The 13,768-nt window shown below is 65.5% G+C and carries 16 protein-coding genes; 12 read left to right on the top strand and 4 right to left on the bottom strand.

Annotation, left to right across the window (positions count from 1 at the left end; translation table 11 throughout):
• Positions 1–96 precede the first annotated feature (96 nt).
• The 7 genes from lepB (RBB42_RS07185) to recO all read left to right on the top strand — a co-directional run bounded on the left by lepB (RBB42_RS07185) (position 97) and on the right by recO (position 5,841).
• Complete coding sequence (lepB, locus tag RBB42_RS07185) at positions 97–930, top strand: signal peptidase I (RefSeq protein ID WP_305969183.1); 834 nt, start codon at positions 97–99, stop codon at positions 928–930.
• Positions 927–1,895: a signal peptidase I gene (lepB, locus tag RBB42_RS07180; protein ID WP_305969184.1), complete on the top strand. Its 969-nt coding sequence runs from the start codon at positions 927–929 to the stop codon at positions 1,893–1,895. Before lepB (RBB42_RS07185) ends, lepB (RBB42_RS07180) begins: the two co-directional genes overlap by 4 nt.
• The gene (gene rnc, locus RBB42_RS07175) at positions 1,892–2,572 is read left to right on the top strand and encodes a ribonuclease III (protein WP_305969185.1); all 681 of its coding nucleotides are present in this window, start codon (positions 1,892–1,894) and stop codon (positions 2,570–2,572) included. The genes lepB (RBB42_RS07180) and rnc overlap by 4 nt, the downstream gene beginning before the upstream one ends.
• Positions 2,573–2,764: 192 nt before the next feature.
• On the top strand, positions 2,765–3,655 hold the full coding sequence (locus RBB42_RS07170) for a DMT family transporter (RefSeq protein WP_305969186.1): 891 nt from the start codon (positions 2,765–2,767) through the stop codon (positions 3,653–3,655).
• Positions 3,656–3,743: 88 nt separating this feature from the next.
• Entirely contained in the window at positions 3,744–4,652 is a 909-nt protein-coding gene (gene era / locus RBB42_RS07165) for a GTPase Era (RefSeq protein WP_305969187.1), read from the top strand.
• Positions 4,652–4,981, top strand: a complete 330-nt coding sequence (locus RBB42_RS07160; RefSeq protein ID WP_305969188.1) for a DUF1491 family protein — start codon at positions 4,652–4,654, stop codon at positions 4,979–4,981. Before era ends, RBB42_RS07160 begins: the two co-directional genes overlap by 1 nt.
• Positions 4,982–5,115: 134 nt before the next feature.
• Complete coding sequence (recO, locus tag RBB42_RS07155; protein ID WP_305969189.1) at positions 5,116–5,841, top strand: DNA repair protein RecO; 726 nt, start codon at positions 5,116–5,118, stop codon at positions 5,839–5,841.
• Here the strand turns inward: recO and RBB42_RS07150 are convergent.
• Positions 5,825–6,211, bottom strand: coding sequence for an META domain-containing protein (locus tag RBB42_RS07150; protein WP_305969190.1), 387 nt, complete (start codon positions 6,209–6,211; stop codon positions 5,825–5,827). The two genes, recO and RBB42_RS07150, sit on opposite strands and share 17 nt — an antisense overlap.
• A 92-nt stretch (positions 6,212–6,303) precedes the next feature.
• Here RBB42_RS07150 and pgsA point away from each other — a divergent pair, with 92 nt between their 5' ends.
• The 4 genes from pgsA to RBB42_RS07130 are packed head-to-tail and all read left to right on the top strand — an operon-like array spanning position 6,304 to position 8,483.
• Positions 6,304–6,969 (top strand): CDP-diacylglycerol--glycerol-3-phosphate 3-phosphatidyltransferase, encoded by a 666-nt coding sequence (gene pgsA / locus RBB42_RS07145; RefSeq protein ID WP_305969191.1) that lies wholly within the window; start codon positions 6,304–6,306, stop codon positions 6,967–6,969.
• Positions 6,969–7,214, top strand: a complete 246-nt coding sequence (moaD, locus tag RBB42_RS07140; protein WP_305969192.1) for a molybdopterin converting factor subunit 1 — start codon at positions 6,969–6,971, stop codon at positions 7,212–7,214. The genes pgsA and moaD overlap by 1 nt, the downstream gene beginning before the upstream one ends.
• A 5-nt stretch (positions 7,215–7,219) precedes the next feature.
• Positions 7,220–7,663 carry a molybdenum cofactor biosynthesis protein MoaE gene (locus RBB42_RS07135; RefSeq protein ID WP_305969193.1) on the top strand — a complete coding sequence of 148 codons (444 nt, stop codon included), beginning with the start codon at positions 7,220–7,222 and terminating at the stop codon, positions 7,661–7,663.
• Positions 7,664–7,712: 49 nt separating this feature from the next.
• Complete coding sequence (locus RBB42_RS07130; protein ID WP_305969194.1) at positions 7,713–8,483, top strand: FCD domain-containing protein; 771 nt, start codon at positions 7,713–7,715, stop codon at positions 8,481–8,483.
• Positions 8,484–8,655: 172 nt separating this feature from the next.
• On the opposite strand, the gene RBB42_RS07125 is transcribed toward RBB42_RS07130, so the two are convergent.
• The 3 genes from RBB42_RS07125 to RBB42_RS07115 form a co-directional block, all read right to left on the bottom strand.
• Positions 8,656–9,111, bottom strand: a complete 456-nt coding sequence (locus RBB42_RS07125; RefSeq protein WP_306043624.1) for a hypothetical protein — start codon at positions 9,109–9,111, stop codon at positions 8,656–8,658.
• A 183-nt stretch (positions 9,112–9,294) separates the two neighbouring features.
• Positions 9,295–10,629, bottom strand: coding sequence for an ammonium transporter (locus RBB42_RS07120; protein WP_305969196.1), 1,335 nt, complete (start codon positions 10,627–10,629; stop codon positions 9,295–9,297).
• 30 nt (positions 10,630–10,659) lie between these two features.
• On the bottom strand, positions 10,660–10,998 hold the full coding sequence (locus tag RBB42_RS07115; protein WP_305969197.1) for a P-II family nitrogen regulator: 339 nt from the start codon (positions 10,996–10,998) through the stop codon (positions 10,660–10,662).
• 253 nt (positions 10,999–11,251) lie between these two features.
• Between RBB42_RS07115 and RBB42_RS07110 the strand changes: the two genes are divergently transcribed.
• Positions 11,252–13,405 (top strand): transglycosylase domain-containing protein, encoded by a 2,154-nt coding sequence (locus RBB42_RS07110; protein ID WP_305969198.1) that lies wholly within the window; start codon positions 11,252–11,254, stop codon positions 13,403–13,405.
• Positions 13,406–13,768: the final 363 nt, after the last annotated feature.

The following is a 13,768-nucleotide window of genomic DNA, read 5'->3' as shown; positions in this document are numbered from 1 at the left end:
GCTGCCCTGCCCGGTCAACGCCCGGCCCTCGTGCCTTGACACGCCCTGCCCCGCCGCCCATGAAGCGCCGGACAGGTGAGGCAAAGGGCAGATCACATGGCGAAGGAAGAAAAGAAGGGCGGTCTCGTCGAGACCATCAAGACGGTTGTCTACGCGCTGCTGATCGCGGGCGTCTTCCGCACCTTCCTGTTCCAGCCTTTCTGGATCCCCTCGGGATCGATGAAGGACACGCTGCTGATCGGCGACTTCCTGTTCGTGAACAAGATGGCCTATGGCTATTCCTATGCCTCCTGCCCCTCGATCATCATTCCGCGTTTCGGCATCAACGTGGACGCGCAGGACTTCTGTGGCTGGGCCGATGGCGACAACAAGCGCCTCTTTGGTGGAGAGCCCAAGCGCGGCGACGTGGTCGTGTTCCGTCACCCGGTGTCGGGGCGCGACTTCATCAAGCGGCTGGTCGGCTTGCCGGGCGAACGCATCCAGATGCGCAACGGTGTGCTGCACATCAATGGCCAACCGGTCGAACTGACCCCGGATGGCACCTTCGAGGAACTGGCCGCGCCGCAAGGACCGCAGGGCCTGCGCCCGCGCTGTTCCAACGGCACGGTCGGGGACGGCGCCACCTGCATCAAGGAAAAGCTGATCGAGACGCTGCCCAACGGTGTCAGCCATTCGATCCTGAACATCGGCATGCAGGGATCCGACAACACCCCGGTCTACACGGTTCCCGAAGGGCACTACTTCTTCATGGGGGACAACCGCGACAACTCTTCGGACAGCCGCGTGCCCAATATCGCCAATGGCGTCGGCTTTGTCCCCTACGAGAACCTGATCGGTCGGGCTGACCGGATCATGTTCTCTTCCGCCGGTCGGTCGATGCTCTTCTTCTGGACCTGGCGGAGCGACCGGTACTTCCAAGTGATCGAGTGAGCTTTCTGACTGAAGCCTTTGACTGGCGCGGCCTGACCGGCCGCGCCGGGTTCGTTCTGGCCGCCGTGCTGGTGGTTGCGCTGCTGGTCGCGCAGGGCCGACTGTCCCCGCTCAGCCCGGCCGGGGCCGTCGGGGCGCTGGCCGCTGCAATGGCAACCCTGCTGTTCTGGGGGCATGCCCGGCGGCGCCTGCGCGCGATGGGCTGGTCCGGCTGGTGGATGTGGGGCCTGGCGATCCCTCTGGTCTCGCTTGCGCTGGTGGCGATCATGGCAATCCGCAGCAACCGGCCCGATGCCACACCGGGCCCCTTCAGCCAGTCGGGTCGGGCGCTTGTCTGGGTCATGGTTGCCCTGATCGGCAGTCGCGTGTTCTGGGCGCCCTACATCATCCCGACCGGCAGCATGTCACCTACCCTTCAACCCGGCGACTACGCGCTGGCCACTCGCAGCTTTTCGGCTCCGGAACGCGGCGCGGTGATCGTCTTTCGGCATCCGGTCAGCGGGCTGGACTTCATCAAGCGGGTGATCGGGCTGCCCGGCGACCGCGTGCAGATGCGCGATGGTCAGGTGATCCTGAACGACACCCCGGTGCCGCAAGCCCCCCTCCCAGACTGGAACGAACCCAACCGCCCCACAATGATCGGAACGCGTCCGCGCTGCCTGTCCCCAACGGCACCCGGCGCCCCCTGCATCAAACAGGCCGCGCGCGAAACCCTGCCCGGCGGCCAAAGCTACACCGTGCTGAACATCGGCACGCATCGCACCGACGGCACCGTCGAATTCCGCGTTCCCGATGGGCATATCTTTGTCCTCGGCGACAACCGCGACAATTCGCTGGACAGCCGCATCCCCCGGAGATCGGGCGGTGTCGGGCTGGTTCCCCTGAGCCATGTTGCAGGTCGGGTGCGTCTGGTGCTCTATTCGCAGGAAGGGCGCGAAGGGCGTCTGCTGAGGACAATCGAATGAAGGTATCCGCCGAACTCATCGCCCTGCAAGAGTCGCTGGGCCACCGTTTCGCCGACCCGCGCCTGTTGCGTCGTGCGGTCACCCATGCCTCGATGTCCGGACCGGGGCGCGAGGACAACCAGCGGTTGGAGTTCCTCGGCGATCGCGTTCTGGGTCTGGTCATGGCCGAAGCCCTGCTGGAACGCGACCGCGCCGCGACCGAGGGTCAGATGGCACCCAGGTTCAACGCCCTGGTGCGCAAGGAAACCTGCGCCGACGTCGCGCGCCAGGTCGGCATCGGCAACGCTCTGAAACTGGGCCGGTCGGAACAACTCTCTGGCGGGCGGCGCAAGATGGCGCTGCTGGGGGACGCGATGGAAGCGGTGATTGCCGCGGTCTACCTGGACGCCGGGTTCGAGGCCGCGCGCGCCCTGATCCTGCGCCTTTGGGACAAACGCATCGACGCCGTCGAAGAGGACGCCAAGGACGCCAAGACCGCATTGCAGGAATGGGCGCAGGCGCGCGGCCACCAGCCGCCCAAATACGTCGAAACCGCCCGTAGCGGTCCGGATCATGCTCCGGTCTTCACCATCGAGGTCCGCCTGCCCGACGGCACCTCTGCCGAAGCGACCGCAGGCAGCAAGCGCCAGGCAGAGCAGATGGCGGCCCGGACCTTGTTGGACAAGTTGACCACCTGAGCCAGGTCCCGTCCCCCTGTCTCTGAAAGGGGCCACCCCGGGCGAGGCGCACAACACGAGGTCACAGGACCGAAATCGCACCTGTTCGGCCACCGTTCCCCGACAACCGCGCACAGCCAGCCCATACACAGACTCTGGTCGAGCAGATGAATGCGCTGTACCGCTATACACATCTCAACGCAGGGGGCGCGCATGACCGACAATCTCAAGGGCAGCCTCTGGATGATGCTCGCCATGCTTGGCTTCGGGGTCGAGGACGCCTTCTTCAAGGCCGCCACCGGCTCCGGCGGGATTTCTCCCGGCCTCGGCACGGTGCAATTCGGCCTCTTGGCGGTGACCATCTACGCCGTGCAAGCGCGGCGCCGGGGCGTGCCACTCTGGGATCCGGCCTACCTGCAAAAGGGCCTGCTGATCCGCACCGGGTTCGAGATCCTGGGCCGGCTCTTCTTTGCCCTCAGCCTGGCCTACACGCCGCTATCCACGACATCCGCCATCCTGCAGGCCGCGCCGCTGGTGGTCATGCTGTCCGCCGGGCTGTTCCTGGGCGAACGCATCGGCCCGCACCGCTGGCTGGCCACAGCCGTGGGCTTCGCGGGCGTGCTGCTGATCATCCGCCCCTCCCCCTCGGGGATCGAGGCAAACGCCGTCTTTGCCCTGCTCGGCATGATCGGATTTGCGGGCCGCGATGTGGCCACCCGCACCGCCCCCGCACATATCCGCCCTTCGCAACTGGGCGTGCTGGGTTTTGCCGTCGTCACCTTCGCCGGCCTCGTCATCATGGCCTTCGAACCCGCGCCCAGCCTGCCAAGCCTGCCCGCCACGGCGATGATCTGCGGCACTGCGATCGCCGGGGTGGTCGGATATACCGCTCTCACCGCCGCCATGCGCACCGGCGAGGTCTCTGTCGTGGCCCCGTTCCGCTATTCCCGACTGCTGGTGGCGCTGGTCCTGGCCTACACGGTCTTCGGCGAACGCCCCAACACGATAACCCTGACAGGCGCGGCGCTGATCGTCGCCTCGGGCATCTATTCGCTCTGGCGCGACGGGCGGAACAGGGCCTCCGTCGACCGCGCACCCCCCTGAGACGGCCCGCCACATGCGAATCCTCTGGCCTTGACGCCGCATCTGGCCTAGGGGAAGCAATTCGAAATCGCATTCGGACAGATCTGTCATGACCACACGCGCCGGCTTCATCGCCCTCATCGGAGAGCCCAACGCAGGCAAATCCACCCTCACCAACGCGATGGTGGGGGCCAAGGTCAGCATCGTGACCCACAAGGTCCAGACCACCCGCGCCCGCATCCGCGGCGTGGCGATGGAAGGCGACAGCCAGCTGGTCTTCGTGGACACGCCGGGCCTGTTCAAACCGCGCCGCCGGCTGGACCGCGCGATGGTCGCCGCCGCCTGGGGCGGCGCCGCCGATGCCGATGTCATCGTGCTGCTGATCGAAGCCCACCGAGGCATCACCGAAGGCGTCGAAAGCATCCTCGAAGGCCTGAAGGACCTGCCACAGAACCGCACCGTCGCCCTGGCCATCAACAAGATCGACCGCGTCGAGGCACCGGCCCTCCTGGCCCTGACCCAGGCCATAAACGAACGCTACGCGTTTGCCCGGACCTTCATGATCTCCGCTGAAAAGGGTTACGGGATCGAGGACCTGCGCAGCTGGCTGGCCAATGAAATGCCCGAAAGCCCCTGGCTCTACCCCGAAGACCAGATCGCAGACCTGCCGATGCGCATGATCGCCGCCGAGATCACGCGCGAGAAACTGACCCTGCGCCTGCACCAGGAACTGCCCTACCAGCTGACCGTCGAGACCGAGAGCTGGGAAGAGCGCAAGGACGGCTCCGCCCGCATCGACCAGGTGGTCTACGTCGCCCGGGACGGGCACAAGGGCATCGTGCTGGGCCACAAGGGCGAGACGATCAAGGCCATCTCCAAGGCCGCCCGCGAGGAACTGACCGAATTTCTCGATCGTCCCATCCATCTCTTCCTGCAGGTCAAGGTGCGCGAGAACTGGCTAGAAGAGGCGGAACGCTACTCGGAAATGGGGCTCGACTTTCGCGACGGCAACGCCTGATGGCGCGGCTGACCGCGCGGTTCTGGGTGGATGCCTACCTTGCCCGGCTTCGCCTGATGGACATTCCCGCCTTCGTCACTGCCCACGGCGACGACACGGCCGGCGCCGTCCTGGTCAAGCTCAACACGCTCGACGGCCGGGCCCGCGCCTTCACCCGCGGCTTCGACCTCGCCAGCGGCGACCGCAAGTGGACCGACCTCACTTCCGGCCCGGAAACTGAGGTCGATGAAACCATCACGCGCCAACGCCGTTTCGATCCCGACCTCTGGGTGATCGAGGTCGAAGACCGCCAGGGCCGCCACCTGCTCGACGATCCCGCCCTGGCCTGACCCGCACGTTTCTTCTCTCCCGAAATACTCATGCCCGAGGCCCCGAAAAGGGGCCGAGACATCCAGCGCAGCCGCCGGCTGCACCATTGGATCACGGCTTGCCAATCGGTGCGCGCGGGCCGATCTTTCGGCGCATGGACTGGCGCGACACGGGCATACTTCTCAGCACGCGGAAACACGGCGAGACCTCGCTGATCCTCGAGGTCTTCACGCCGCAACATGGCCGTCACGCGGGCGTCTTGCGGGGCGGCACCTCGCGCAAGCTGGCGCCGCACCTTCAGCCCGGCGCGCAGCTCGACCTGTCATGGCGGGCGCGGCTCGAGGATCATATCGGCAGCTTCACAGCCGAACCCGAACGTTCGCGCGCCGCCGCCGCGCTGAGGGACCGGCTGGCGCTGGCCGGGCTCAACGCGGTCACCGCGCTGCTGGCCTTCTGCCTGCCCGAACGCGAACCGCACCCGGCGCTCTACGAACGCTCCGAACGGCTGCTGGACCTGCTGGATCGCCCGGATCTCTGGCCCCTGGCCTACCTGCAATGGGAACTGGCCTTGCTCGAGGAAATGGGGTTCGGCCTCGACCTGACCCAATGCGCCGTCACCGGCGCGACAGAGGGGCTGGATTTCGTCTCTCCCCGGTCTGGCCGCGCCGTGACCGCGCAGGGGGCCGGGGACTGGGCCGACAGATTGCTGCCCCTGCCGCCGGTCCTGCGCGGAGCAGGCGAGGCCGGGGATGGCGAAATCCTGACTGCCCTGGAAACAACGGGCTACTTCATGGAAAACCGGCTGGCCGCGCAATTGCGCGACAAGCCTCTGCCGCCCGCGCGCGCCGCCCTGATCGCGCGGCTCAGGGCGCGGGTCTGAACACCAGTTCGCCGCCCTCCGCGTCGCGCAAGACCAGTTGGTCATCGCGCAGCTCTGCCTGCGTCACCTTCTGAAGAGCCATGACAAAGGCGTTCTCCTGCGCCAGCTCTGGACAGGCCCGGCGGGTCATCCGCAACGGGCCAAAGCTCAGTTCGGGCCATGCCCCTTCGACCTTGCCACCGAAACTGTTGCAGGGCGCCTTGCCGTTCACCGTGCCGGGCATGGTCAGGTCCAGCGACGCGTCGAAATCCACCGCCGCGCCGCCCATGCTCTTCAGCACCCAACGCGCCTGTTCAGGGTGCAGGGTCATGCCCGCCCAGGCGCCCGGGACAAGCGCCGAAAGAAGTCCCGCCAGGATGAGTCCACGCATGATACCCCCGCTTTGCCTCGTCCAAAGGTGGGGTGTCGGGACCATGCGTGCAAGCCTTCCCCCTTGCCCGAGAACCGGTTAGAGAGGCTGCGATGAAACTGACATTGCCCAACCTTCTCACCATCCTGCGCCTGCTCGCCGCTCCCGGCGTTGCGGTGATGTTCCTGTACTTCTCGCGGCCGCTGGCGGACTGGGCCGCGCTGATCCTATTCCTGGGGGCCGCCGTGACGGACTGGCTGGACGGCCATCTGGCCCGCAGCTGGCAGCAGGAAACCAAGCTGGGCGCCATGCTGGACCCGATCGCCGACAAGGCGATGGTGGTCATCGCGCTGATGGTGATCGTCGGGTTTTCCTCCTGGTCGCCCTGGCTGGTCCTGCCGGCCACAGTGATCCTCTTCCGAGAGGTCTTTGTTTCCGGCTTGCGGGAATACCTCGGTGATACCGCCGGCACGCTGAAAGTCACCAAGCTGGCCAAGTGGAAGACCACGGCGCAGATGGTGGCCATTGCCGTGCTCTTTGCACAAGGCGTCTTTGAACACTATCTTGTTGTGTCGAGCATGGGCATGGACGACCAGATCATCGGCCAGATTCTCGATGGCGAGATCGAGGACGACCTTGGCCTGCGCTGGAAGCTGCAGGGCATGATCTGGTCCGGCAAGGGCGGGCTGACCCTGCTCTGGATTGCCGCGGCGCTGACGCTGGTCACGGGTTGGGACTACTTCCGCAAGGCCCTGCCCTTTCTGAAGGAGGATCGCTGATGGATGTGCTGTATTTCGCCTGGGTGCGCGAGAGGATCGGCCTGCCGCGCGAAAAGGTCGAGACCCAGGCCGCGACAGTGGCCGCCCTGGTCGAGGAACTGCGCGCACGCGAAGAGCGCTATGCCGCTGCCTTCGATGACCTGAGCGCCCTGCGTGTGGCCGTGGACCAGGAGCTGACGGATTTCGATGCCCCCTTGGCGGGGGTGCGCGAAGTGGCCTTCTTTCCGCCGATGACGGGGGGCTGAGGGCCATGCGCGTCGTCGTCCAGGAGCCCCCGTTCGATTTCGGTGCCGAAGCCGCGCGGTTCGCGGCCGGTCGGCACGACATGGGTGCGGTCGTCACCTTCACCGGCATCGTGCGCGATCAGAAGGGCGGCGGGCTGGACGCGATGGAGATCGAACACTACCCCGGCATGACCGAGAAAGCCCTTGAAAAGATTGCCAAAGAGGCGGTCGAGCGCTGGTCTTTGGGGGATGCATTGGTGATCCACCGTTATGGCCGGATGGAACCGGGCGAACAGATCATGATGGTCGCGACGGCGGCGCCGCACCGCAAGGATGCTTTCGAAGCGGCGGAGTTCCTGATGGATTACCTGAAGTCGCGCGCGCCGTTCTGGAAGAAAGAATTCAGCGCGAAATCAAAGACTTGGGTCGCGGCACGGGATGAGGACGAGGACGCGTTGCGGCGGTGGTAACAGCGGGCGGGTTTTGGTAACTTCTCCTGACCAGCGGAAGGAACGCGCCATGCCCTTCGAAAAAGTCCAGGCCGAGAAGCTCTCGAAAACCGTTGTCCGGCAGATCGAGCTGCTGATCCTTCGCGGCGTTTTGCGCCCCGGCGAGCGCCTGCCCTCGGAACGTGATCTGTCGGAACAGCTTGGCGTCTCGCGGCCCTCACTGCGCGAGGCCGTGTCGGAATTGCAGGCGCGCGGCTTGCTGACCTCCAAGGCCAGCGCGGGCATCTTTGTCACCGGCGTGCTGGGATCGGCCTTTTCCGAACCGCTGATCCAGCTTTTTGCCAATCACGACGAGGCGGTGTTTGACTACCTGTCCTTCCGACGCGACCTGGAAGGGCTGGCCGCCGAACGCGCCGCGATCCACGGCACCGACAGCGATCTCGCCGTGATCGCAGCGGTTTTCGCCAAGATGGAGGCGGCCCACGTCAAGCGGAACCCGGCCGAAGAGGCCGGGCTGGACGCCGAGTTTCACCTGGCGATCATCGAGGCCAGCCACAACGTCATCATGCTGCACATGATGCGGTCGATGTACCAGTTGCTGCGCGAAGGCGTGTTCTACAACCGCCAGGTGATGTTCAAGCAGCGCACCACGAGAACGAGCCTGCTGGACCAGCACCGCGCCATCAACGACGCGCTGCAGGCGCGCGATGCCGCCGGGGCGCGAGCGGCGGTCGAGGCGCATCTGGATTACGTCGAGGCGGCTCTGAGCGCGGACAGGACCGCCGAAAAGAACGAGGCCATCGCACGCCAGCGGCTTCGTCGGGAAAGCGAACGCCGCTAGAGCCCCACCCGCCGGTGCGGTCAGAAAGACTGACCAGGAGGCGCGCCCGGTCTTTGGGCAAACCATGCACCCGGCCCCGGGTTTGAGCCCCATGCGCCATATACGTTTTATACAAAACGTACGTCGATTTCAGCATTTTGTACAAAACACCCGCCTGGGTTGATTCCCAGGACTATGCGCGCGGATCACGGTGCAGAAAGCGCCGCACGGGCGCCTGATGTTCGTCGGGAATCCCGGCGCGGGCAATGAGCCATTCCACCGCCTCGGAGATGTCCAGCGTCACCATCGTGTTCTCCTGCTTTCGCACGCCAGACAACTCGAAATAGGTGGCGGACATCCGCATCATGCCAAAGTTGGTGTCGTTGCTCATGACATAGGCGGCAAGGGCGCCGGTCGCGCCGAAGCCCTGCGCCCTGAGCCGGGTCGAATAGCGGCGCATGTCTTCGCCGGTGAACCGCGCCAAGTCGGCCTCGCGCATGTCGAAGACCACCGGACGGGTCATGTCCGCGGCAAGACCGCCAGCGGCCCGGACCGCGACGAAGGCCTCGTTCGCCGCGTCCAGGTCAATCTCGCCCGACATGCGCCAGTACCGGACGCCCGGCACCTCCAGGAAGTCGTGAGATATCATCGGGCCCCTCTGATTGTCGGCAGCCTTTCCCCAAGGGAACCCATGGTTTCAGTCACGCAGCCCGGATGCAAGCCCGCCAGGAAGCAGAGCCGGACCAAGGGCTGCTTCCGATGTTCCGGCACGAAAAAACCCGGGCGCGAGCGCCCGGGCCAGTGGTCACAAGAACTGAGAGGAAGGAGAACCTCAGCCCTTGGAGAACTCGGGGTATGCCTCCATACCCAGCTCGGCCATGTCGAGACCGGTGATCTCTTCCTCTTCGGAGACACGGATACCCATGACGGCCTTGAGGATGAACCAGACGATCAGCGAGGCAACGAAGGTGAAGACACCGTAGCCGATGATGCCGATGATCTGCGTCGAGAGGCTGGCGTCACCGTTGTAGAAGACCACGGCGATGGTGCCCCAGATGCCGGCGCAGAGGTGCACCGGGATGGCGCCGACCACGTCGTCGATCTTGAACTTGTCCAGCATCGGCACGGCGAAGACCACGATGATACCGCCGATGGCACCGATCCAGAGCGAGCCGAAGAGCGTCGGCGCAAGCGGTTCCGCGGTGATCGAGACCAGGCCCGCCAGGGCGCCGTTCAGGACCATCGTCAGGTCGACCTTCTTGTACATGATCTGGGTCAGGATCATCGCTGCGACGGCACCGGCCGCGGCGGCCATGTTGGTGTTGGCGAAGATGCGCGACACGTCCGACACGTCACCGACGGTGCCCATTGCCAGCTGCGAGCCGCCGTTGAAGCCGAACCAGCCCAGCCACAGGATGAACGTACCGAGGGTTGCCAGCGCCAGGTTGGAACCCGGGATCGGGTGCACCTTGCCGTCCTTGCCGAACTTGCCGATCCGCGGGCCAAGAACGATCGCCCCTGCGAGCGCGGCCCAGCCACCGACCGAGTGCACGACCGTCGAGCCGGCGAAGTCGGAGAAGCCCATTTCGGACAGCCAGCCGCCGCCCCACTGCCAGGAGCCGGAGATCGGGTACATGACGCCGGTCAGGATGACGACGAAGACCAGGAAGGGCCACAGCTTGATCCGCTCGGCCAGGGCGCCCGACACGATCGAGGCGGTGGCGGCGACGAAGACCAGCTGGAAGAAGAAGTCGGAACCGATCGAGGCGTAGTCAAGCGCCGCATCCGCAGCGGCCACGCCAACCGGGTCAAGGACGGTCGGGCTGAAGAACGGTCCGACATAGCCGGTCATGATCCAGCCGTCGCCCGGGTACATCAGGTTGAAACCGATGAGCCAGTACATGATCGCGGCAACCGAGAAGAGCGCGATGTTCTTGGTCATCTGCATGGTGACGTTCTTGGACCGCACCAGGCCGCCTTCGAGCATGGCAAAGCCCGCGGCCATGAAGAACACCAGGAAACCCGCCATGCAGAACAGCAGGGTCGTCATGATGTAGGGGCCGATTTCGTCAAAGCCGGGCGCGGCCGCCTCGGCGTCCTGTGCCAGGCCCATGCTCGGCAGGGCCAGCAACAGCGCGGCCGGCGCAAGCGTCTTGAGAAGTTTCATGTCGTTATCCCTCATGATGAACTGCGCGCTTCAGAGCGCGTCTGCGTCGGTTTCGCCGGTGCGCACGCGCACGGCCTGCTGAACGTCGAGCACGAAGATCTTGCCGTCGCCGATCTTGCCGGTCTGCGCGGTGGTCTTGATGGTCTCGATCACCTGGTCGGTCATCGACGACGACACGACGATTTCGAGCTTGATTTTCGGCACGAAATTCACGGCGTATTCTGCGCCGCGGTAGATTTCGGTATGGCCGGACTGAGAGCCGAAGCCCTTGATTTCCGTTACCATCATGCCGCGCACGCCGATGCCGGTGAGGGCTTCCCGCACCTCTTCCAGCTTGAACGGCTTGATCGTTGCAATGATCAGTTTCACCTTGGTCCCCTTCGGTCTGGCAGGGTCGCCCCTGCATTGCACCCGCAGCAAAACTGGTCCGTGGCCGCAAAATGAAGGGATCGGCCCGGATTTCGGGCAAATTTTCGGGCGCGAGCGTCTATTTTTTAATCTATCAAAAATTCTCGCACAAAATTTAGTCACAAAATAAACTACTCTGACGCTCGGCGATGGTCAACATTCACGCTCGGGACGGGTAGAGTCGGGACCAAAGAAGAGTGACGGGCAGATCTCGATGAGTTCCTCGAAGGGCAAATCCGGCCGCTTGGTGGCCGACAGGCGCTATCCGCGCAAAGCGCAGAAACCCGCCGCGAAACCGGCGCGCGGCCGCAAGACAAGCCAGCGGCGCAAACCCGTCCGGCGGCAGCGGCGCGGCGGCATTCTGGGCTTTTTCGGCACCATCCTGCGTTGGATCCTGCGGCTGATCTGGCGCGTGACGCTGTCGGCGACGGTGGTGGTGGCGCTGATCCTGGGATCTGCGGTGCTGTACGTCTACAGCGGGTTGCCCGAACTGTCGGAGGTGACGGACGGGCGCGCGCGGGGCTCGGTGACGCTGCTGGACCGCGATGGCAAGGTCTTTGCCCTGCGCGGCGACCAGTTCGGCGGCGCGGTGACGGCGGACACCGTGTCCGAGCATCTCAAGAACGCGGTGGTGGCCACAGAGGACCGGCGATTCTACTGGCACTTCGGCGTCAGCCCGCGCGGCGTCGCCAGCGCGATCCGCATCAACCTGCGCGAGGGGCGCGGCCCCTTGCAAGGGCACGGCGGCTCGACGATCACCCAGCAGACCGCGAAACTGCTGTGCCTGGGCGTGCAGTACGACCCGGACGAGTGGGAGTCCGAGGCGGACTACGTTGCCGACTGCCGGCGAGGTTCGCTGTCGCGCAAGGCAAAGGAAGCGATCTATGCCATCGCGATGGAGGCCAAGTACACCAAGGACGAGATCCTCTCGATCTACCTGAACCGCGCCTACATGGGCGGCGGGGCCTATGGGGCCGAGGCGGCAGCACAGCGCTATTTCGCCAAGCCGGCAGCCGCGCTGAACCCGGCCGAGGCGGCGATGCTGGCGGGGCTGCTGACCGCGCCTTCGACGCTGGCGCCGACATCGAACCTCCAGCGCAGCCAGGATCGTGCGGCCACGGTGCTGCGACTGATGCATGACCAGGGCTATCTTGGCGAAGAGGACATGCGCCACTACCAGCAGAACCCGGCGGTGCTGGCGCAGGGCGCGCGCAACCTGGGCGGCGGCTATTTCGCCGACTGGATCATGTCGTCGGACATGGACTACCTGATCGGCGACACGACAGAGGACGTTATCATCGAGACGACGCTGGATCAGCGGATCCAGCGCGCCACCGCCGCAGCGGTCGACAAGGTCTTTGCCGAAAAGGTGCGCGAAGGGTCCAAGGCGCAGGTGGCGGTTGTGGTGATGTCGGCGGACGGCGCCGTGCGCGGCATGGTCGGAGGGCGCGACACCGATGCCACCGGCCTGTTCAACCGCGCCACGCAGGCGGTGCGCCAGACCGGATCGGCCTTCAAGCCCTTCGTCTATGCCACGGCGCTGGAACTGGGCTATTCGCCGCTGGATACGGTCGTCGACGAACCCCATTGCCTGAACATCCCCGGTTCCGGCCAGTGGTGCCCCGAGAACTATTCGCGCCAGCATTACGGCCGGGTGAGCCTGGCCGAGGCGCTGGAGAAGTCGCTGAACATCCCGGCGGTCAAGGTGTCGGAAACCGTGGGCCGTGACCTGGTGCTGCGGGTGGCGCGCGATTTCGGCATCTACCGGGAACTGGTGGACACGCCGGCCCTTGCCCTGGGCGCCTCCGAGGCGACGCTGCTGGAAATGACCGGCGCCTATGCGGGCATCCTGAACGGCGGGTCATCCGTGCGCCCCTACGGCCAGCGGCTGATCCGCTACAAGGGCGCGTCGGACCCGCTGATCGAGGCCAGCGGCGGCATGGGCGAACGGGTGATCCGCGAAGAGGCGGCGCAACAGTTGGTCTGGATGATGCGCCGGGTGGTGGCCCAGGGCACCGGCGGCCGGGCCGCCCTGCCCGACCGGCAGGTCGCGGGCAAAACCGGCACCAGCCAGGAGGCGCGTGACGCCTGGTTCGTGGGCTTTACCGCCGACTACGTCGCCGGAGTCTGGATGGGCTATGACGACAACACGCCACTGACCGGCGTGACCGGCAGCGGCCTGCCCGCGGAAATCTGGCACGAGGTCATGGTGCGGGTCCACGACGGCCTGCCGGTGCGCCCGCTGCCGATGATGGAGCCGGTGCCGCCCAAGGTCCCCGAGCCGGAGCCCCAGCCGGCCCCACGGCAACCGCAACGGCGCGATTCGATCCTTGAACAGGTGCTGCGGGACATCCTGGGCGGCAACTGAGCCGTCATCCGCCAGAACGGAAAAGGAGTGGGCCGGCCCCAGGGGGACCGCCATCCCTTTGTCGTAGCCATCCCTTTGTCGTAAATGACATGCGTGCGACCCGCGGTGGGCTTGGAGCGCAATAACCGCTTTGGAGCCCAAACTGACTACGCTGGTCGTAATATGCTTTGCAGCCGCGGCATGGGCGTGCCTCTCGCTCCCGGCCCAGTGCGGTCATTCACCCTTCAACTGGGCTTCAAGCGGGCGGACTTGGAAGCAGACATCGAGCGGACGTGTGCTTGATTTCAAGTGTTGCCGCGCTGGAGCCTGCCGCGAGTATTGACCAATACCTTTCGCCAAGCCGCCCGTCAGGTACCTTCTCCT

Origin of the sequence: Mameliella sp. MMSF_3455 (assembly GCF_030733205.1) — a bacterium.
Taxonomy (GTDB): Bacteria; Pseudomonadota; Alphaproteobacteria; order Rhodobacterales; family Rhodobacteraceae; genus Antarctobacter.
Note: the sequence above shows the minus strand (reverse complement) of the source record. Positions and strands in the feature narration are given on the sequence as shown.